Below are 19,976 nucleotides of genomic sequence, written 5' to 3'. Positions count from 1 at the left end.
TATTTTATGTAAGAATAACCATTCCTTTAATTATTCAATACACCAGACTCGTTGCCCTTTCCAAGTATAATGCTTCTGGGAGAATTTGTTTCGAAATAGAATTGGACCACATTCTTTTGATCTGAAAAATCTTCCAGTAATAAACTGTTTTTAACTCTGATAGAGGTCGGCTCTTGAACTTTCTCGGATTCGAGATAGAACCAGGCCGCATCTTCTTCCACTTCGTAGCCGAGATATTTTACTTTAATTGATTTGTCGTCAATCCAGATTTTATTTTGTGCCAGCAAGTAAGTTTCGATCTGCTTATTAAGCTTTTCTGTGTTTGCAGGATTTAGAAAATCAATGGATTCATCATGGTATCCACTTAGGGCAACTTCTAAATCATCCCAGAAAATCTTCTGTGAAATCTCCAGTTGTTCACTAGTGGTATTCCATTTAATCTCAGTCAAACTGAGGTGAAAAGGGTGGGCAACTACCAGCCATCCCAAGCTGATCAAGTATAAATAAAACTGTAGCATTTGGTATTCTTGGGTCTGTCTTTTCTATGAATAAAGCCGTATTATTGCGCAATTTACTTCTTTAGAGGTATTTCACCCTTTCTATGAGTTCATTTCAATTGTATTTTCGTCTTGGCCTTCAGCATATCCTTGATATCCATGGCTATGACCACATCCTTTTTGTATTGGCACTTTGTGCGGTCTTTATTCCTAGAGATTGGCGCAAAGTCGTGATTTTAGTGACAGCTTTTACAATCGGCCATTCGCTGACTTTAGCTTTGGCTACTTTCAAGTTGGTCAATGTGAATTCGGATCTGATTGAATTCTTGATACCAGTTACTATCGCCATCACCGCATTTATTACAATTCTCCGTCCAAAACCATCCTCAGGTAAGGGTGTTTCTATCAACTATATCTTTGCCTTGATCTTTGGTCTGATTCACGGATTGGGTTTTTCCATTTATTTGCGAAGCCTTCTAGGCAAAGAAGCTAGCATTTGGCAACCTCTGCTAGCATTCAATCTGGGGTTAGAATTAGGCCAATTAGTGATAGTAGGAATATTTCTTCTAGCCACCTCTATCTTAGTAGGAATAGCTGGAGTCAGCCGGAAAGAATGGACGTTAATAATTGCCTCCATGGTGTTTGGAGTGGCTTTGATGCTGATGCTAGAGGCAAAATATTGGTAGAAAATATGTTTGGTGGCAGTTGTCCGGTGACCGATGAAAAGAGATATATTATTGAATTGAGAATAAATAAATAGATAATGAGAAAACTACTTGCACTTACAGCGCTTGCAATCTTGGGAATTTTCCCTGCTTTTGCGCAGCAATCAGAACAGAATCATGCGGAGCGTTTTGAGCAGCTTGGTACGATGCTTCGCACGCCAAATGTTTACCGAACTGCCTCTGGAGCCCCAGGCCATATGTATTGGCAGCAACAAGCAAACTACGTGATAAACGTGGAGCTGGATGACGCGAATCAATCCATCAAAGGATCCGAGAAGGTCACTTACATCAACAATTCTCCAGATCAACTGACTTATCTCTGGGTGCAGCTGGAGGAAAATCAGCGTGGTGCAGATTCCGATACTCCAAAGGCTGCTGAAAGCTCCTTCGATTCCAGAATGACGCTTCGTAATCTCGAAGGGCTCATCTGGGCAAATGAGGATTTTGGCTACAAAGTATTGGAAGTAAAAGATGCCAAAGGCAACCCGCTACCTGTGACTGTGAATAAAACTATGATGCGAATTGATCTTCCTACGCCTTTGAAAGCGGGTGATAGCTTCACTTTCGGAGTAGAATGGTCTTTTAATATTGCCAATAGAGTCGGCTATATCTCTGGTCGTCCAGGGTATGAGTATTTCGAAGGAGATGACAATTACCTCTACACTATGGCTGAGTGGTTTCCTAGAATGGCTGTTTATTCAGATTTTGATGGATGGCAAAACAAGCAATTCTTGGGTTCAGGTGAGTTTGCATTAGTTTTTGGAAATTATGAGGTGAATATCACCGTGCCAGCTGATCACATGGTCGGAGCGACTGGCGAGCTGCAAAATGCAAGTCAAGTACTATCGCCTACTGAGCTAAATAGATGGAATCAAGCTAGGAAAACCTATGATGCACCAGTTGTAATCCGTACACAGGATGAGGCGACTGAGCTGGAAAAGAGTAAGTCTGACGCAAAGAAAACCTGGAAATTTAAAGCAGAAAACGTTCGTGATTTTGCATGGACCTCTTCTCGCAAATTCATTTGGGATGCGATGGCCGTGAAACAAGGTGGTAAAGAGGTGATGGCAATGTCCTATTATGCGAAAGAAGCAAATCCGCTTTGGGGTCAGTATTCTACCCGAGTGGTGGCGCATACGATCAAGTCATATTCTGCACATACATTCGATTATCCATATCCAACTGCGATCTCTGTAGAGGCTGCGAATGGTATGGAATACCCAATGATTTGCTTCAATTATGGTCGTCCGGATTCGGATGGGACGTATTCTGAGGCTGTGAAAAACGGAATGATCGGTGTGATTATTCACGAAGTAGGACACAATTTCTTTCCTATGATCGTCAACTCTGACGAGCGTCAGTGGACTTGGATGGATGAAGGCCTGAATACCTTTATGCAGTTTATGGCAGAGCAGGAGTGGGACAGAAATTTCCCTTCCCGTCGCGGCCCTGCACACAAGATTGTTCCTTACATGAAAAGTGCTTCTAATACCTTGGAGCCAATCATGACCAACTCTGAAAATATCATTCAGTTTGGACCAAATGCTTACGCAAAGCCAGCCACCGCACTGAATATTCTTCGTGAGACTGTGATGGGACGTGAGTTGTTTGATTATGCTTTCAAAGAGTATGCACGCAGATGGATGTTTAAGCATCCGACCCCTGAGGATCTTTTCCGCACCATGGAAGATGCCTCTGCTGTTGATTTGGATTGGTTTTGGAGAGGCTGGTTCTATGGCACTGAGCCGGTGGACATTGCTATTGAAAATGTGTCTCTTTATAAAATGAATAATCAAACTCCTGCCGAAAGAATGGCTGCAATGAAAGCTGAAGCTGATCGTGAGGAGGATTACGTTTCCAAAGAGTTCAATAGAAGAGATGTCAAGGAAACTGTGATTGAGGCAAATCCTTCAACACGCGATTTCTACACTGCATATAATCCTTTCACAGTAACTCCAGAAGATGAAGAGAGCTATAAGAAATTTATGGCAAGCCTTTCTCCAAAAGAAAAAGAGTTGATGGAAAGTGATTTGAACTTCTATGAGATCACCTTCAAAAATGTAGGTGGGCTGGTAATGCCGATTATTTTGGAGTTCCAATATGCGGATGGTACTTCTGAAATAGACCGAATCCCCGTAGAAATTTGGAGAAAGAATGAATCTGAAGTGACTAAGGTATTTGTGAAAAAGAAAGAAGTCACTCAAATCATCCTTGATCCAAAAAGAGAAACTGCTGATATAGATGAGACAAGTAATTACTGGCCACCGCAGTATCAGCCCTCTAGATTTGAGCTTTTCAAAGGTAACGGAGCTGCAAGAGGAGCTTCAACTGGGAGCAACCCAATGAAAAGAGCAAATAATAACCAATAAAATAGAAAGCCGGCGAGAGTCGGCTTTTTTTATGTATTCTCAAAAAAGCATGCTTAATGAAATAGTATGTCTTAGACTAAATACTCCTTTCTTATGTTGCTGAGTTTAACTTAATCTTTGCTCCGGCCAGATCTTAATAATATCTACCTAGTTATCCTGCCTTTACATTTGGAATAGCTCTAATCTTAAATTTTCCTTAGGATTTTTAGAGCAGGATGGCAGCTAAAGAAGAAAAGTTTACATTGTCAACTTAATCCCTATAACCTAATAAACAATAATGAAACGCATAAATTATTTGTCACTCCTCTGTATCGTTTTCTCCTTGTTTTTGAGCTCTAGCTTGTATGCTCAAAAAAGAGATTTTTACGAACTGAGAACTTATCACATTGAAAATGCAGCGCAAGAAGCTATGCTGGATGACTATCTCTCCAAAGCATTTATTCCCGCTGCGCACAAACAGGGCATAGCCAAAGTTGGCGTATTCAAACCAATCGAATCTCAGCCTAACGCAGGTAAGGCAGTTTATTTATTTCTGCCATTCAAATCAATGGATGAGTACTTAGCTTTGGAAGGAAAATTGGCTAAAGACCAAACATATCTAACTGCTGGAAGTGCTTACATCAATGCTGCTTTTGATCAACCTCCTTATAAGAGAATGGAAACTTCTATCATGCAGGCGATGACCGGGCAGCCGAAATTTGCAGAGTCAAAATTGAAAAACGATAAAAAGGAGAGAGTTTACGAGCTGAGAAGTTATGAAGCTGCTACAGAGCGTCTGTATAAGCAAAAAGTGAAGATGTTTAACTCTGGCGAGATGGATATTTTCAGCAGATTGAATTGTAGTCCAATCTTCTATGCTGAGACGATCGCTGGCGCAAATATGCCAAATCTAATGTATATGACTACTCATGAAAACATGGAAGTAAGAAACGAACATTGGAAACAATTTGGAGCTGATCCTGCTTGGGCAGGGATGAAAAATCTCCCTGAATATCAGAATACGGTTTCTCGCAACGATACGAAGTTGCTTTACCCAACAGCATATTCAGATCTGTAGGACACTTACAAAGCCGGCGTGAGTCGGCTTTTTTTGTAATCTTTTAACCGCAGTGGACACTGAGTTTTTCGCAGAGGTAGCAGTTTTCAGAATGAGTAAAGTTGTAGCTATTGCGGTTTAAGTCTTAGCAATCTCCGTTATCATGCTTCTCAATAAGCTGGAATTAATTTTTCGAACTTTCACCCATTCAGCTTTCTCGCAATCCCCTCAAAAATCCTTACTCCTGTCTCTATCAATTCATCGGGGAAATCATAGGTTGGCTCATGAAGTTGTGGACAGTTTTCTCCTGCTCCCAATCCAAAAAGGTAAGAAGGGCACGATTGGCTAAACAAACCAAAATCCTCTGACCAGCGAAAGGGCTCTGGTTTCTCCCAAAGGTTCAAGTTTAATCCTTTCATTACTTCTTCGGCGATATACGCAGCTTTTGGATCATTTTTGGAAACGGCGAATTTTTCCACGAAGCTAAACTCACAGCCTAATTTTTCGGAGGAGGTAATTCTTATGGATTCTTCAGTGATCAAGTCAATCAAGCTTTCCAGATCATTCTGGTCAAAAGCTCGAATTGTCAGACTTAAGCTTCCTTTTCCGGCACTGGTTCCAAAAGCCAAACTCCCAATCTCAACATGGATGACTGTGACCAAAGCAAATCTTTTTAGCTTTTCGGGAAGTTTGGGGAGAATTTGAATCAGTTGCGCTATTGCCTGAGAAGGATTGATTCCTGCATCTGGATGTGCTGCATGGGAAGTTTTTCCAGTCAAAAAAATCGTCAAGCCTGTGCTTCCGGCTGCAAATGTTCCTTTTCTGATTACCACTTGATGGAGCGGAAAACCTGGGAGATTATGAAGCGCAAAGGCAAAGTCCGGGTTAATTTGCCGGAATTTTGGGTCGTCAAGAATTCTTCTCGCACCTTCGCCTGTTTCTTCGGCTGGTTGGAAAAGCAAAACGACTTCTCCATTCTCAGGTCTTTGCGCAGCGAGTTTTTCTCCCAAGCCGCAGGCTATTGTCATATGGCCATCATGCCCACAAAGATGTGCTTTTCCTTCAGTCTGGCTTCTATAGCTTAGACCTTTATTTTCCTGAATGGGAAGGGCATCAAGCTCAGCTCGAAACAAACTTCTTGAACCAGGATATTTCCCTTTGAAGATAAAAGCAATTCCATTTCCACCTAAATTTTGGATAGTTTGATCCGGTTTGAGCTTTGCGAAAAAGGATAAAATCTTCTCTGCGGTATTAATTTCTTCGCCAGAGGTCTCGGGGTTTTGATGTAAGAGCTGACGAAGATGTATGAGTTCTGAAAGAGGCATTATTCTAATAAATTTTCGAAAGGTAAGTTTCTACTGCTCAGTTGGAATCATTTCTGACAAAAAAATGAGGCTTTGATCAGGAACTATTCAGGATCGCTGGCTATTTTAGGATATCAATTCAACCCTTTAAATTTAATTTTTATGAGCGAGCTACAAATTCAAAACTATAACGAGCAAATCCAAACCTTGGAATCACAGATCACAGGTGAGATGTTTGCAGACATGGAGATTCGTGACAAAATTCATAACCTAAAGATGGAACGTGATGGGGTGAAACCAACCGATTCAAGCATCGACTGTGTGGGCTGCGGAAGTTAATAAACTGACTTTGGCTAGATACTTTATCATTTATAAGCCTTTCGGGGTTTTAAGTCAATTTTCGGGAGAGGGGCAGACACTTGCCTCTCTTTTTGATTTTCCGAAGGAGGTATATCCAGTAGGCAGGCTGGACAAGGACTCTGAGGGACTCCTTATTATTACTGACGACAAATCTCTGAATCATCACCTGCTAAATCCTCGATTCGGTCATCAACGCACCTATTACGCTCAGGTAGAGGGGAATGCCGAACCAACAGTATTAAAAGAGCTTATGCAAGGTGTGATGATCAATGTGGAGGGGAGAGATTATAAAACCAAACCTGCTATAGCAAAGGTTTTGGATCCAACTCCATCGCTTCCAGAACGTGATCCTCCCATTCGCTATCGAGCTTCGATTCCTGACACGTGGATTTCTTTGACATTGATAGAGGGTAAAAACCGTCAAGTGCGCAAAATGACTGCTGCGATTGGATATCCTACTTTGAGATTGGTGCGATGGTCTATGGAGAAATTGACGATAGCTGGATTCAAAGTAGGTGAGGTACAGGAAATCGAGGAAAAGACGATTTACCATAAGTTGGGCTTGACTGGATTTAAGAAGACAGAGGCAAATAAACCGAGGCGGTAAATCTCTCACGGCGGCGCAGCGACGTGACGTTAGATTGAAGAAAATGGTTGAGGAGTTTCTAACCTTCTAAGGTCTAGATTTATTTTGACACAGTTCTGAGGTCAAGCATTATCCTCCGTAGATTTTCAATAGATAAAAAATTCATCTTAATTTTCTCTTTCGAAAACTTTGGATGAGAATAATTTCACCATCAAAACCGTTGTGCCGCCGCGCCGTTGCGAGAAAAACTTTTTTTACCGCGAGAAATACCTTCTTAAAAAATCATAAAATCCCTTTGATCGCGAGGCATTACCGCTTCTAAGATTTAAGATTGTCCTTTGGGACAAAAACCACTATTTTAGGCTCCCCATAGTAGCACTCAAAGATTTAGATTCCATGCATCAGGAAAAAATAGCAGACGTAATTCAGGAAGTTAAGAAAGTAGTAGTCGGCCAGGACAGAATGGTCAACAGACTTTTGATTGGACTTTTTACCAATGGACACATTCTTTTGGAAGGGGTACCGGGCTTGGCGAAGACCTTGACGGTAAATACGCTAGCCAAAGTTCTTCACCTTGATTTCAATAGGATTCAGTTTACACCGGATTTGCTTCCGTCGGATTTGATCGGTACGATGATCTACAATCAGCAGGCAGCAAGTTTTGAAGTAAAGAAAGGTCCTATTTTCTCCAATGTGATTTTGGCGGATGAGGTCAACCGATCTCCGGCCAAAGTTCAGTCAGCACTTTTGGAAGCAATGCAGGAAAAGCAGGTAACTATCGGTGACACTACTTATATGTTGGATAGACCGTTTTTGGTACTTGCTACCCAAAACCCGGTGGATCAGGAAGGAACTTACCCACTTCCAGAAGCACAGGTAGATAGGTTTATGATGAAAGTTCACATTGACTATCCAAGCAAAGCGGATGAAATGGAAGTAATGCGCAGAATGGCGAATATGTCATTCAGCTCAGAGGTAGATGCAAAACTTTCTAAGCAGGATATTTTTGATATCCGCGATCAGATCAATGCAGTCAAAATCGCTGAGCCTTTAGAACACTACATTATAGAGTTGGTATTTGCTACCAGATTCCCAGATCAATATGGACTTAAGGATGAAGCTAAATACATACAGTTTGGTGTTTCTCCTCGTGCAAGTATCAATTTGAATTTGGCATCAAAGGCAGTTGCCTTCATGGACGGGAGAGATTATGTACTGCCGGAAGACATCAAGGAAATAGCAGAAGATGTGCTAAATCATAGAATAATTCTCAACTATGAGGCAGAGGCAGACGGAATTAATACGAGAGATTTGGTAAAAATCCTGATGGAGAAAGTTCCTATTAACAAATCCGTAACATTGAAATAACATCTATTTCCACACAAAAAGGCTTTTCGAGAGAGAAGCCTTTTTTTATGCCCTTTTTGTTATTCCAATATTAAATTCGGCGCTCTTTAGTAAAATAAGCATAATTCGAAAAATTCTTTTGAGGTGAAAAATTGAGACAGCTTTGCAAAGTCAAATAAAGCAAAACCATAATCAATTACATATCTCAATGAAAAAGTACAATTCCCTATTAATCCTGTTTTCAGCTGCCGTGATTGGATTCACGAGTTGTATAGAAGGAAATGACAAGCCAGGCGATCCGTCAGATCCAGATAATGATAATATTTTGCTGGTAGAATCGAATATCTCTTCCAATACTACATGGGAGACAGGTAAAACTTATGTATTAGGAGGTAGAATCACTGTTACCTCTGGAAACACACTTACTATCCAGCCTGGTGCAATAGTAAAAGGTGAAGTTGGATCAGGATCAAATGCAACTGCTTTGATCATCGCAAGAGGCGCGAAAATCGATGCACAAGGAACTGCTACTTCACCGATTATCTTCACTACTGTAGCTGATGAAATCACTCCTGGTGAGATTGCTTCTCCTAACCTTGAGGCAGATCTTTCTGGTCTATGGGGCGGACTGATCATCCTAGGTAATGCTAAAGCTTCTCTAGCAGGTGATGTAACTGAAATTCAAATCGAAGGAATTCCACCTTCCGATACTAACGGACTTTATGGCGGATCGAACGACGCAGATAACTCGGGTATAATAAAGTATATATCTATCCGTCATGGTGGTGCTAACATTGGAGAGGGTAATGAAATCAACGGCCTTACATTAGGTGGAGTAGGATCTGGTACTGTAATCGAAAACGTAGAAGTGATCGGTAACCAAGATGATGGAATCGAATGGTTCGGTGGAAGTGTAAATGTTAAAAACGCGATTATCTGGAACGCCGGTGATGATGGATTGGATACGGATCAAGCTTGGTCTGGTACTTTGGACAACTTCATCGTAGTAGCAGGTAGCGAAACGGATCATGCTCTAGAAATTGACGGTCCAGAAGGATCTTTCAATGCAGGTCATACCTTGAAAAACGGTACTATCAAAGGAAATGGCGTTGCTGAACTAGGTGATTTCAGAGATGGAGCAAGAGGTACTTTTGAAAACATCTACTTCTTCAACTTCGCTGATCCAGCTACTACAGATGGACGTGGCGACCTTTCGCTAAGCGGTGACAAAACTTTGGCAACTTTTGCAGGTGGCAACTTGAAATTCATGAATCTTCAAGCTACACTAGCTCCAGGAGTTACTCTTACCACAGTATTTAAAGGCGGAACTGCTGCTTTTGCTACAAGCGTAGCTGCGGGTGCAAATACGGTAGGTGCAACCAAGACTGCTTTCGCTAGCACTTGGTCATGGACTGCAGCTTCAGGAGCCATATCTGATCTAAAATAATACACTTTTCAAAGAAGGGAGAAAGAACTTGCAAGGTTACTTTCTTCCTTCTTTTAAAGTATTCAATCTAATTGCTGTATGAAAAATCAATTTAACAATCCACTAATGAAGGGATTCCTGATTTTATTTCTGCTGGTACTTTCACAGGTATTTGCAGGTTTTGTTTTTGCCCAAAACGGTACTATTCGTGGTACTATCTTCGAAGAAGGTACAGGTGAGCCATTATTTGGTGTCTCTGTCTTAGTGAAAGAAACGTCTACTGGCGCAGTCACTGACTTCGATGGTAAATTCGAAATAAAAGTAGCTCCAGGAACCTACACACTTCAAGTGTCTTACATTTCTTACGCTTCTATTAACCTCACTGAGGTAGTAGTGAAAGCAGATGAAGTAAACGTCCTCAGCGATCTATTGATGGCTGAAGAAGCGTCCGACCTTGAGACAGTGACTGTCTCTGCATCGGCGATCAGAACCACCGAGTCTGCTTTACTTTCAGTAAAAAGAAATGCTGCCAACCTGATCGATGGTATTTCAGCAAGTACTTTCCGACAGATAGGTGATGGAGATGCAGCTTCCGCTGTAAAGCGCGTGACGGGTGTATCCATCGAAGGAGGAAAATACATCTATGTAAGAGGACTTGGTGACAGATACACCAAAACTGTTTTGAATGGCGTGGATATTCCAGGTCTTGATCCTGATAGGAATACGATCCAGATGGATATATTTCCTACAAATGTGATCGACAACATTATCGTTTCTAAATCTTTTACCGCTGACCTTCCTGCAGATTTCACCGGAGGTGTGGTAGATATCGAAACTAAAGATTTTCCTGAAGAAAAATCAATGCGTTTGAGTCTGAGTGGAGGTATCAACCCATCGATGCACTTCAATTCTAACTACCTGAAATATGATGGTGGTAACACAGACTTTTTAGGTTACGATGATGGAACAAGAGCTATTCCTACAGATGGAAGAACCGACATTCCTCAGTATGGTGATGCAGTAGGTAATCCAAATGGTCCAAAAGGGATGGAGTACCAGGAGATTCTTGGAAATTTCAATAAAACGCTTGGTGGTTATAGAGCTAACAGCTTAATGGACGTGGGGATCAGCTTTTCCTTAGGAAATCAATTTGCTAGATCAAAAGCAACTTGGGGCTACAATTTTGCATTGACCTATAAGAATGAGACAGAGTTCTATCAGGATGCAGAATATAACTTGTATGCTAAGCCCAGAGATGCGGACCAAACAGAACTAGAGCCGTTGGAAAGACAGCGTGGTGACTTCGGAGTAAATAATGTCCTTCTTGGAGGACTTGCCGGTATCGCTTTGAAGACAGACCATTCCAAATTCAAATTGAACCTGATGCATCTTCAAAATGGGGAATCAAAAGCGGGTGAATTTGACTTTGTCAACACTAACTTAGGCGCAAACTTTGAAGCCAAGCAGTATAACTTGGAGTATAGCCAAAGAGCATTGACAAGTGTTTTGCTTGCTGGTACTCATTATATCAATGGAAATGACTGGGAGATCAACTGGAAACTCGCTCCAACCAGATCTACTATCGATGATCCGGATATTAGATTCACAAGATTCAGAGAGCCTACCAATAACATTTCTACAGAAGTTGGTCTTCCAGCTAGAATCTGGAGAAATCTAGAAGAATACAGTATAGTGGCAAAAGGTGATATTGCCAAAAACCTGACCCTTTTCTCAAGACAAGGCAAGGTAAAGTTTGGTGGAAATTACGTGTTTAAGCAACGTGACTTCAATATCCAAAGCTTTCAGTTCGCAACAGGAGATACTGAATTCACTGGAGATCCAAATGCGATTTTGCTTAATGAGAATCTTTTCGACGCTGAAAATAGAAATGGTGTAAGATATAATGCGGATTTCATTCCGATTAATGCGAATGCTTATAATTCTATTGCTACAAACATGGCAGGTTATGCTTCATTGGAAGCAAATCCTGCTGAGAAATTGAAGGCGATCATTGGATTGAGGGTGGAGAAATTCAACCAATATTACACTGGAACAAACCAGACTGGAACGATTGATTATGATTTGGTAGAAGTACTGGATGATATGGATTTCTTTCCTACTGTCAACTTGATTTTCAATCTTAAGGAAAACCAAAACCTACGTGCTTCTGCATCCAGAACTATAGCTAGACCCTCTTTCAAGGAGCTTTCTTATGCAGAAATTCTTGATCCGATCACTGGTAGAACTTTTATTGGCGGTCTTTATCCAGAAACTACCAATGGCGGTACAGAAGTTCTATGGGATGGCAACTTGGTTTCTACTCACGTGAATAACTTTGATTTGAGATGGGAAGCTTTCCAAGAAAGAGGTCAAATGCTCTCAGTAAGTGCATTCTATAAGACTTTTGAGAAGCCTATCGAAATGGTTCAGTTCCTGGCTGATCCTGGTACTTTTCAACCTAGAAATGTTGGAAACGGAACGGTAGCAGGCTTGGAGTTTGAATTCAGAAAGTCATTGAAATTTATCGCTCCTAGCTTTGAGAATTTCAGCTGGAATACCAACGTGACTATCACCAAATCTCAGATCGAAATGTCTGAATCAGAATTCAGATCCAGATCTCTTACTGCAAGAGAAGGACAAGAGATCAAAGATACGCGTGATATGGCAGGTCAGGCTCCATACCTGATCAACACCGGATTGAGTTATAACTCTTTTACCACTGGTTGGGAAGCTGGTGTATTCTACAATGTGCAGGGTTCATCGTTGCAGTATGTGGGATTCGGAAACAGAACTGATACCTATTCTGTGCCATTCAATAGCTTGAACTTGAATATCAATAAAACTTTCGGAGCGGATGAACGTCTGCAGGCGGGTTTTGGTGTGGATAATATCCTGAATTCTAAAAGAGAGTTTGTGTATGAATCATACCAAGCCGAAGATCAGATCTTCAGCAGTCTTTCTCCGGGGACAAAAATCAATTTGAGATTAGCATTTTCTTTTTAAGAAGCTAATCGTATCATATTTAAAAAGCGGCTGTCTCAAAAGTTGGGACAGCCTCTTTTATGTCAATTTTTTGATGATTTCAGAAGAATTTGGAAAGAGTTCTGCGAGTTCTTTTTCTCCGAATAGCTCAAAATCAGCAAAATCAAAACCTGGAGATACCACGCAGGAAACTAGCGCATAGCTATCTGGCTCATCAACAGAGCTTCCAAAAATAGTATTTGCAGCTACTAAATGCTGGGGAAAAGCTTTACCATTGATTGATGGCGGACCAAGTGAAAGCCGCTGATGGCCTAGGCCGCTTAACGTGTGGACGGTCAAATTACTTCCTTCGTGAAAAAACCAAAGTTCATCGCTTTTGATGCGATGGAATTTGGATACTGATTCTGAGGTCAGTAGAAAATAGATGGCAGTACTCAGATTTCTTTTGCCTGAATCTGTAGGTATTCTTTCTTCAGATCGATAGGTCTCTGAATAGAAGCCGCCCTCTGGATGAGGTGAAAGGCGTAGTTTCTCTACCAAAAAAGCAATTCTATCTGTTACTATCATTTTTGCTTGTAGGGTAAGAATCAATCAAAATATCTACAATTCGCTCAGCTGTTTTGCCATCCCAAAGTGGTATTCCCTGGTATTGTTTCCACTCGCCGTTCATGATTTTTTCCAAGAAAGGTTTAAGTTTTGCTGGATCCGTTCCCACAAGTTCGTTGGTTCCAAGATGTATGGTTTCAGCTCGCTCGGTGTTATCACGCAACGTAATACAAGGCACGTTCATTACAGAGGCCTCTTCCGTAATTCCTCCAGAATCGGTAATTACACCTTTCGCGTTTTTTACCAGATAATTGAATTCCAAATAACCCAAAGGATCGCTCATGTACAGATTTGGAGCATCTATGCCCAGTGATTGTAGGTTTTTGGCAGTTCTTGGATGTACGGGGAAAATGATAGGAAGGCCTTTGGTCCCTTCCAGTATCGCATCGATCATTGCTTTCAGCTTATACTCCTGATCCACATTTGCCGGGCGGTGCATGGTCATCACGAAGTATTGTCCAGACACTAGATTTTCAAATATTTCACCCTCGGGCTTTTGAAATCTTGGCATCTGAGCCATCAGCGTGTCTATCATCGTATTTCCCACGTAGTGGATCTTTTCCTCAGCAAAGCCACTTTTCCGCAGATTGGAATTGGCAATCTCAGAAGTAGTGAAAAAATGATCGGTAATGCTGTCTGTTACCATTCTGTTGATCTCTTCGGGCATCGTTAAGTCACCAGAGCGAATGCCACCTTCCACATGAGCCACATCGATTTGTAGTTTTTTGGCAGCAATGGAGCATGATAGCGTACTTGTCACATCCCCTACCACCAGCACAAGATCGGGTCTGTTTTCTAGTAATTCCTTTTCAAAAGCGATCATGATCGCCGCAGTTTGTTCAGCCTGAGTACCTCCGCCACCACCTAGGTTGGCATCTGGCTCGGGAATATTCAGTTGCTCAAAAAAGTTACCTGACATCTTTTTATCGTAATGCTGCCCTGTGTGAACCAGTCTGAAGTTGACGTCAATTCCTTCCCCTTGCTTTTTGATAAGTTGATGAATGATAGGTGCAATTTTCATAAAATTGGGTCGTGCACCTGCGACTATAGTAAAAGTAGCCATTGCTTGGTTTTATTTTCAGTCCAAAATTAGCAAATCCTTTTGGAGGCATAGGTTAAAATTAGAGTTCTTTTATTAAGCCTGTTTTGACTCCTTTTTTGTTTATTTGCAGAGTTATATTTTCTTAATTATCTGAATTTGATGGATTGCAATAATTGGTCTAAAGGAGTGAAAGCCCTTTTACTGCTCGCGGCCTTAGCTTCGTTTTTCTCATGTGCAGATACTCTGGAGTCAGAAGAAGTGGTCTATTCCAATGATTTTTCAGAAGCAAATCTAGCGGGGTTTGAAAATGGAAGATTTATCATTTTTGAAAATGACACCATAGTGGGTTACTATCACAATGAGGAATTAGCAGTCAATCTGTCTGCTCTGCCTTCGCATAACCTCTTGAAAGTGACGCTTGAGATTTTGATTCACGATAGCTGGGATGGGAATACATCTGACGGAGTAAGCGGTCCAGACCAGTGGTTCTTTGGTGTAGATAATGAAGAGGTATTCAGAACTACTTTTTCCAACGCACCCTGCGAATCAACCTATTGCCTATACCAGTCATACCCGGATACCTTCTCCAAAACTAATAGACCGAAAACCGGCGCAATTCAAACGAACATGCCTGGACTTTGTCTATTTGGAACAACACCTAATTATACTACTCGGTATAGTATTTCCAAAATAATTGAGCATAGTAAATCTAGTGCCAGAATCTACATGAATTCAGATTTGGTGGCGGAGAATTCTCCCGATCCTAAATGCGACGAATCTTGGTCTCTGGCAGGAGTTACAGTTGAAGCCTTTACCTTGAAATGAGTAGGATGAAGACAAGGAAATTTTTGAAAAGCTGTTTGGGAGCTTCACTGCTACTCCTGTTGGTGAGTCATTATTCATCGGCGCAGACGGTGCCCGTGGGAACTCCAGTATTGGATGATTACCTGAGAAGGGCGCAATTGCTCGGTGATGTAGATTCTGCCTCTTCATTTATGATCAGACCACTCTATCCGGTGAATGCTTTTGGGATGAAATATAGTTTTGATCTTGATAGCTCTGTAGTGGACATGGATCAGACAGGAGTTCATCAGATCTTCGGTAAGGACAACAAGGGCAAGTTTCTGATGATGCCAGCAGTAGTCAAGTTTCAATACAACTCTACTTACGCTTTTGGCGTCAATGACGGGGCCTTTATCCCGAATCGAGGTATGCAGGTGATCGTTAGTCCTGGAGCGTATCTGGAGTATGGGCCATGGAGTGCGCAGTTTCAGCCTGAGCTGCTGATGGCTCAAAACCAAGATTATCTGGGTTTCCCGATCGAGCATCAGCTGAGTATTCTATATTATTATGATTATATGAATCGTATTGATATGCCAGAGAGATTTGGTGACGATCCCTATAATCAAGGGTATTTAGGGCAATCCAGCATTCGCTATAATTTCAAAGAGTACTCGTTAGGTGTGTCATCAGAAAATCTATGGTGGGGACCTGGTAGAAGGAATTCCCTGTTGCTTGGAAATAATGCGCCAGGGTTTGTACATCTGACAGCAAATACACGAAAGCCTATAAAAACAAAAATCGGATCTTTTGAGGGACAGTTCATCGGAGGTTTCTTGAAATCATCAGGTTTCTTGCCTCCTTGGCCTGATTACCGAATACAGGAAAACAATGTGATCATCCCAAAGCCAGAAGACAATAAGCGATTTTTATCCGGAATGGTTTTGACCTATCAGCCTAAATGGGTTCCAGGCTTTTTCCTTGGATATGGATCTACCAGCCAGATGTACCGACAGGATATTTCAGGTGTAGGTGATATACTTCCTATTTTCAACGGAAGGAAAAAAGCTCAGAATATTGTAGATCCTATTCAGGAAAAAAGACAGCAGTTTAGCTCTGGATTTTTCAGATGGATTAGTCCTGAGGGGCACTTTGAATTCTATGGGGAATATGGAACAAGGGACAATGATCGCAAGCTGGATGATTTCATGATAACTCCAGAGTCAGGAAGAGCCTTCACTTTTGGATTTTCGCACTTGATGAGCTTGAAAAAACCAGGGCATTATTTGCAGATCAGTTCGGAAATGACCCAAACAGGTCAAACTATTAGGGATGATATTCGAGCGATTAAGACTTGGTACGTGCATGATCATGTAGTCGAAGGCTATACACAAAATGGTCAGGTGCTTGGAGTTGGAAACGGACCGGCGAGTAATGTGATCTTTTTGGAATTTGCTTGGGTACATGACATGAATAGAATTGGTTTCCAGATGGAGCGAATTGTCTATAACAATGATTACTATTATTATAGATATGAGGCATCCAAAGATTGGAGAAACAAATATGTGGATCTTGTGCCTTCACTGATCGGAGATTGGAAGTTTGGGAATATTTTGCTGAATGCCCGATTTCAATACGTGAATACCTTGAATTATAAGTGGTATTTGGAGAATAGTCCTAATGGCACATATTTCATTCCAGGTTACGACCGCAAGAACTTCGTAGGTCAAGTCGGTTTGGCGTATATTTTTCAATAGAAGTAAGATTCAAGAGATATGAAAGTAGAAAAGAATAAAGTAGTAGCGGTATGCTATGACCTGAAAGTCGACAATGGTGAGACCGGGATGGTTCCTTATGAAACTGTGCCTGAAGACAAGCCGTTTTACTTTTTGTTTAATGCGGGAGAGGTGTTTCCAAAGTTTGAGGAGGCCCTGCTAGGTAAAGCCGCTGGAGATGCGTTTTCAGCAGATCTGGGTTTTGATGAGGCATATGGCGATTATATAGAGGAAAAGAAGACTATTATTCCTAAAGCTAATTTCAAAGAAAAAGGGAAAGTAAATAAGGATACGCTTCGAATAGGGAATGTAATTCCTATGCAGGATAATAAGGGGGGTCAGATTCGGGGAGAGATTACCAAGATTGATTATAAAGGAGTTCACATGGACTTCAATCCGCCACTGGCTGGATATGATTTATCCTTTGAAGGCAAGATCATTGCCGTGCGAGACGCGCTGCCAGTAGAACTTGAACATGGGCATGCACACGGCCCAGATGGACATCATCACCATTAAAATAGTCAATGCCCGGTTCTAAGAATGGGGCATTTGCCGTATAGAATGATAGCCAAAGTTGGAATGGTTCTGATAGAGCTTTTCATTCCAACTATGACTAAGGGTGATATCATTGATCTGATTAAACACCCCTTGCTGATTGGATTCTTTCTGGCATTTGACGCTTGAAAACGAGCGTCAATCCATAGCAATTTTGTGATGAGCCAGAAAAAAAAGTGAAGTAAGATTATTTTCAAAAGGACTGTTTGGACAGCAGGAGTTATTCTTCCAAGGTATATTCGCCACCTTCAAGGGGCCATATTTTTAATTTGAGTTAGCTATCAGTGTTGCCTGCTCTTCCGCCAAATCCTTAAGTCCTTCTATTCGCTCAGAATTGTAAAGCTTTAATGCTTTATTTAATTGAGATGCCGCTTTTTCGAAGCTTTGCTCATTGAAATGCGAGATCGCATCATTATAGTATTGTAAACCGGCCAATTGGGTGAGATTGACTTTTCTAAAAATAGCATTGTCTGATAAATCAACTTTTGGTGCTCCTAGTCGCTGATTGAGTGACTTTAGCTCTGCTAAATCATCTGCTTTATACCCCGCTAAATATGAAGCAACTTCCGAGGGCGTTGTGATCATACCGCCTATAGGGAGAGTGCTTTCCAAAATAAGATCTTTGCCCTCATGATTCACCACTATGAATACGTGATAATCTGTTTCTACAACTTTATAATCAAATCCATAACGATCCAAAAGCATGGCTAATGCAGCAGAGGCACTTACGCAATCGAATCTGCCTTCATCAAGCATATCATTGAATGTGGAATGTTGTTCGTAGGTTTTGAATAATTGCTTATGTGATTTCTGGAAGACCTGACGAAGAACATTAATATGTGATCCTTTTTTGTCAAATTTCTTATCCAATTCAGCGACCAGATCAATCCATTTTTCATCAGAAAGTGACTTTTCAGCCTGAACGGCCCTAAAAAGTAAATATGGATTTTCTTGACCTGCATCCCATAGTTCCTTTTCTGAACTGCTGTCAAAGCGCAAATCCCCCAAAATTCCAATAGCATTCTGAGCCATGGCAAGAAAGCCAACGGCAGAAATTAGAATATATGTGAGGAGTACTTTTTTCACCTTGGATGAAGCTAATGTTACTAATCTTACGACCTATGTTACATAAAGTTAACAATTTGGTAACATTAACGCCTATAATAATCCAAAACTTAACATTGGAATGTTAGTGCTGAGTTTCAGAATGCAGCCGCAGTCTGTTGAGTGACTAGAAAACTAAATAAATTGGTCAAACAACCATGCAGTCTGAAGACTGCTATTATACACAAAATCAAGTCTGAAGGGCTCCCTTAGCGACTGTCTGGCTTGAGCCAAACGGTTGAATTCTTTCACTAACTGAAAACGGATCACTCCCTACTCATGATGATAGGGTTCGTTTCTCAGAATAGTAAACCCCCTATAAAGTTGCTCGATGAAAAATGGTCTGATCATCTGATGTGAAAAAGTCATTTTGGAAATGGAGAGCTTGCCATTAGCCCGGGCATAAATTTCCTCGGAGAAGCCATAAGGCCCACCAATGACGAAAATCAGTTGTTTTAAACCCGCATTCATTTTTTTCTGAAGGAATTCAGAGAATTCCATGGAGCTGTAGCTTTTTCCCCGCTCGTCCAGTAGAATCACATCGTCAGAGGGAATGATGTTTTTCAGTATCGATTCTCCTTCTTTCTCTTTTTGAAGGACTTCGGAGAGTGACTTGGTATTTTTCAGATCTGGAATGACTTCAAATTCAAACTTGATGTAAAAATTCAGACGCCTGCTGTACTCTTCGATCAGGGTAATGATGGCTTTATTGTCCGTCTTACCTATAGCTATCAGTTTGACTTGCATTCCCAAATATGTGGAATTTCTATCTATAGATTAAATCAGCCTGCTTTTTATCCCACCATCTGGTATTTGCTAAGTACGCAATGTGCTCTAAATAAAAACGTTGCATAAAAAATTGAAAAACAATTGTTTATGCAACGTGTTAAGAGCCTTATAAACCAATAATAAATCTAAACATTAACAACCATGAAAAAATTAGGAACAGTAATGATGCTTATGTTGCTCGTAGTAGCATCATCTTTTACAATGAAGACAAGTACAGTTCATGAGACTCGATTTGATGCAGATATAGTTGACTTAGCTGCTTCTCAAGATATGCTTAGCACGTTGGTAGCTGCCGTAAAAGCTGCTGGATTGGTTGAAACTTTAAAGGGAGATGGTCCATTCACAGTTTTTGCTCCTACCAATGAAGCGTTTGCAAAGCTTCCAGAAGGAACTGTTGAAGACCTATTGAAGCCAGAGAACAAAGCTCAATTGGCAAAAATTTTATCTTATCATGTAGTAGCTGGTAAAGTAATGTCAACTGACCTAAAGAATGGTCAAATGGCCAAAACTGTTGAAGGAAGTGAAGTTAAAGTAACTTTGATGAATGGTAAAGCAATGATTAATAATGCTAATGTTATTAAAGCTGATGTAATGGCTGACAACGGAGTAGTACATATCATTGATACTGTCATCATGCCTCCAATGTAATATTAGGAGCAAATTCTTTTGAAATGAAGCTTGTCTTGTTGGACA

The 19,976-nt window shown here is 41.0% G+C and carries 18 protein-coding genes; 12 read left to right on the top strand and 6 right to left on the bottom strand.

The window, feature by feature from the left end; all coding sequences use genetic code 11:
* Nucleotides 1–26: 26 nt before the first annotated feature.
* Entirely contained in the window at nt 27–518 is a 492-nt protein-coding gene (locus tag BVH04_RS11770; protein ID WP_086541666.1) for a DUF6702 family protein, read from the bottom strand.
* 83 nt (nt 519–601) lie between these two features.
* Between BVH04_RS11770 and BVH04_RS11765 the strand changes: the two genes are divergently transcribed.
* The 3 genes from BVH04_RS11765 (at nt 602) to BVH04_RS11755 (ending at nt 4,648) form a co-directional block, all read left to right on the top strand.
* Entirely contained in the window at nt 602–1,183 is a 582-nt protein-coding gene (locus BVH04_RS11765) for a HupE/UreJ family protein (RefSeq protein ID WP_086541665.1), read from the top strand.
* 77 nt (nt 1,184–1,260) lie between these two features.
* Nucleotides 1,261–3,591 (top strand): M1 family metallopeptidase, encoded by a 2,331-nt coding sequence (locus BVH04_RS11760; protein WP_086541664.1) that lies wholly within the window; start codon nt 1,261–1,263, stop codon nt 3,589–3,591.
* Nucleotides 3,592–3,868: 277 nt separating this feature from the next.
* Nucleotides 3,869–4,648 carry an NIPSNAP family protein gene (locus tag BVH04_RS11755; protein WP_086541663.1) on the top strand — a complete coding sequence of 260 codons (780 nt, stop codon included), beginning with the start codon at nt 3,869–3,871 and terminating at the stop codon, nt 4,646–4,648.
* A 179-nt stretch (nt 4,649–4,827) separates the two neighbouring features.
* Here the strand turns inward: BVH04_RS11755 and BVH04_RS11750 are convergent, their stop codons facing one another.
* Nucleotides 4,828–5,952 (bottom strand): amidohydrolase, encoded by a 1,125-nt coding sequence (locus BVH04_RS11750; protein ID WP_086541662.1) that lies wholly within the window; start codon nt 5,950–5,952, stop codon nt 4,828–4,830.
* Nucleotides 5,953–6,093: 141 nt separating this feature from the next.
* Between BVH04_RS11750 and BVH04_RS25445 the strand changes: the two genes are divergently transcribed.
* The 5 genes from BVH04_RS25445 (at nt 6,094) to BVH04_RS11730 (ending at nt 12,653) form a co-directional block, all read left to right on the top strand.
* The gene (locus BVH04_RS25445; protein WP_169714416.1) at nt 6,094–6,270 is read left to right on the top strand and encodes a hypothetical protein; all 177 of its coding nucleotides are present in this window, start codon (nt 6,094–6,096) and stop codon (nt 6,268–6,270) included.
* A 10-nt stretch (nt 6,271–6,280) separates the two neighbouring features.
* Nucleotides 6,281–6,898 (top strand): pseudouridine synthase, encoded by a 618-nt coding sequence (locus BVH04_RS11745; RefSeq protein WP_086541751.1) that lies wholly within the window; start codon nt 6,281–6,283, stop codon nt 6,896–6,898.
* Nucleotides 6,899–7,273: 375 nt separating this feature from the next.
* Nucleotides 7,274–8,245 carry an AAA family ATPase gene (locus BVH04_RS11740; protein WP_086541661.1) on the top strand — a complete coding sequence of 324 codons (972 nt, stop codon included), beginning with the start codon at nt 7,274–7,276 and terminating at the stop codon, nt 8,243–8,245.
* Between the two features lie 187 nt (nt 8,246–8,432).
* Nucleotides 8,433–9,671, top strand: a complete 1,239-nt coding sequence (locus BVH04_RS11735) for a hypothetical protein (protein ID WP_086541660.1) — start codon at nt 8,433–8,435, stop codon at nt 9,669–9,671.
* A gap of 78 nt (nt 9,672–9,749) precedes the next feature.
* Nucleotides 9,750–12,653, top strand: a complete 2,904-nt coding sequence (locus BVH04_RS11730; RefSeq protein ID WP_086541659.1) for a TonB-dependent receptor — start codon at nt 9,750–9,752, stop codon at nt 12,651–12,653.
* A 57-nt stretch (nt 12,654–12,710) separates the two neighbouring features.
* On the opposite strand, the gene BVH04_RS11725 is transcribed toward BVH04_RS11730, so the two are convergent.
* Nucleotides 12,711–13,199 (bottom strand): cupin domain-containing protein, encoded by a 489-nt coding sequence (locus BVH04_RS11725; protein ID WP_086541658.1) that lies wholly within the window; start codon nt 13,197–13,199, stop codon nt 12,711–12,713.
* Nucleotides 13,183–14,301, bottom strand: a complete 1,119-nt coding sequence (gene wecB / locus BVH04_RS11720) for a non-hydrolyzing UDP-N-acetylglucosamine 2-epimerase (protein WP_086541657.1) — start codon at nt 14,299–14,301, stop codon at nt 13,183–13,185. Before wecB ends, BVH04_RS11725 begins: the two co-directional genes overlap by 17 nt.
* 138 nt (nt 14,302–14,439) lie before the next feature.
* On the opposite strand from wecB, the gene BVH04_RS11715 reads away from it, so the two are divergent.
* The 3 genes from BVH04_RS11715 to BVH04_RS11705 are packed head-to-tail and all read left to right on the top strand — an operon-like array spanning nt 14,440 to nt 17,351.
* Nucleotides 14,440–15,105 carry a hypothetical protein gene (locus BVH04_RS11715; RefSeq protein ID WP_169714415.1) on the top strand — a complete coding sequence of 222 codons (666 nt, stop codon included), beginning with the start codon at nt 14,440–14,442 and terminating at the stop codon, nt 15,103–15,105.
* Between the two features lie 5 nt (nt 15,106–15,110).
* Nucleotides 15,111–16,817: a capsule assembly Wzi family protein gene (locus BVH04_RS11710; RefSeq protein ID WP_116116537.1), complete on the top strand. Its 1,707-nt coding sequence runs from the start codon at nt 15,111–15,113 to the stop codon at nt 16,815–16,817.
* 18 nt (nt 16,818–16,835) lie between these two features.
* A complete protein-coding gene (locus tag BVH04_RS11705; RefSeq protein WP_086541656.1) occupies nt 16,836–17,351 on the top strand; it encodes an FKBP-type peptidyl-prolyl cis-trans isomerase in 516 nt (171 codons plus the stop codon).
* 303 nt (nt 17,352–17,654) lie between these two features.
* Here the strand turns inward: BVH04_RS11705 and BVH04_RS11700 are convergent, their stop codons facing one another.
* Entirely contained in the window at nt 17,655–18,476 is an 822-nt protein-coding gene (locus BVH04_RS11700) for a hypothetical protein (protein ID WP_140160577.1), read from the bottom strand.
* A 291-nt stretch (nt 18,477–18,767) separates the two neighbouring features.
* Complete coding sequence (gene rlmH, locus BVH04_RS11695; protein WP_086541654.1) at nt 18,768–19,241, bottom strand: 23S rRNA (pseudouridine(1915)-N(3))-methyltransferase RlmH; 474 nt, start codon at nt 19,239–19,241, stop codon at nt 18,768–18,770.
* Nucleotides 19,242–19,424: 183 nt separating this feature from the next.
* Between rlmH and BVH04_RS11690 the strand changes: the two genes are divergently transcribed.
* Entirely contained in the window at nt 19,425–19,931 is a 507-nt protein-coding gene (locus BVH04_RS11690; RefSeq protein WP_086541653.1) for a fasciclin domain-containing protein, read from the top strand.
* Nucleotides 19,932–19,976: the final 45 nt, after the last annotated feature.

This window comes from Algoriphagus antarcticus (genome assembly GCF_002150685.1).
GTDB classification, from domain to species: domain Bacteria; phylum Bacteroidota; class Bacteroidia; order Cytophagales; family Cyclobacteriaceae; genus Algoriphagus; species Algoriphagus antarcticus.
Note: the sequence above shows the minus strand (reverse complement) of the source record. Positions and strands in the feature narration are given on the sequence as shown.

Excerpts from the sequence above, each read along its gene's own strand:
- BVH04_RS11730 (WP_086541659.1), top strand. The coding sequence starts at position 9,750 with ATGAAAAATCAATTTAACAATCCACTAATGAAGGGATTCCTGATTTTA.
- BVH04_RS25445 (WP_169714416.1), top strand. The coding sequence starts at position 6,094 with ATGAGCGAGCTACAAATTCAAAACTATAACGAGCAAATCCAAACCTTG.
- wecB (WP_086541657.1), bottom strand. The coding sequence starts at position 14,301 with ATGGCTACTTTTACTATAGTCGCAGGTGCACGACCCAATTTTATGAAA.
- BVH04_RS11770 (WP_086541666.1), bottom strand. The coding sequence starts at position 518 with ATGCTACAGTTTTATTTATACTTGATCAGCTTGGGATGGCTGGTAGTT.
- BVH04_RS11690 (WP_086541653.1), top strand. The coding sequence starts at position 19,425 with ATGAAAAAATTAGGAACAGTAATGATGCTTATGTTGCTCGTAGTAGCA.
- BVH04_RS11710 (WP_116116537.1), top strand. The coding sequence starts at position 15,111 with ATGAAGACAAGGAAATTTTTGAAAAGCTGTTTGGGAGCTTCACTGCTA.
- rlmH (WP_086541654.1), bottom strand. The coding sequence starts at position 19,241 with ATGCAAGTCAAACTGATAGCTATAGGTAAGACGGACAATAAAGCCATC.
- BVH04_RS11760 (WP_086541664.1), top strand. The coding sequence starts at position 1,261 with ATGAGAAAACTACTTGCACTTACAGCGCTTGCAATCTTGGGAATTTTC.
- BVH04_RS11755 (WP_086541663.1), top strand. The coding sequence starts at position 3,869 with ATGAAACGCATAAATTATTTGTCACTCCTCTGTATCGTTTTCTCCTTG.
- BVH04_RS11750 (WP_086541662.1), bottom strand. The coding sequence starts at position 5,952 with ATGCCTCTTTCAGAACTCATACATCTTCGTCAGCTCTTACATCAAAAC.
- BVH04_RS11740 (WP_086541661.1), top strand. The coding sequence starts at position 7,274 with ATGCATCAGGAAAAAATAGCAGACGTAATTCAGGAAGTTAAGAAAGTA.
- BVH04_RS11765 (WP_086541665.1), top strand. The coding sequence starts at position 602 with ATGAGTTCATTTCAATTGTATTTTCGTCTTGGCCTTCAGCATATCCTT.
- BVH04_RS11735 (WP_086541660.1), top strand. The coding sequence starts at position 8,433 with ATGAAAAAGTACAATTCCCTATTAATCCTGTTTTCAGCTGCCGTGATT.
- BVH04_RS11705 (WP_086541656.1), top strand. The coding sequence starts at position 16,836 with ATGAAAGTAGAAAAGAATAAAGTAGTAGCGGTATGCTATGACCTGAAA.
- BVH04_RS11715 (WP_169714415.1), top strand. The coding sequence starts at position 14,440 with ATGGATTGCAATAATTGGTCTAAAGGAGTGAAAGCCCTTTTACTGCTC.
- BVH04_RS11725 (WP_086541658.1), bottom strand. The coding sequence starts at position 13,199 with ATGATAGTAACAGATAGAATTGCTTTTTTGGTAGAGAAACTACGCCTT.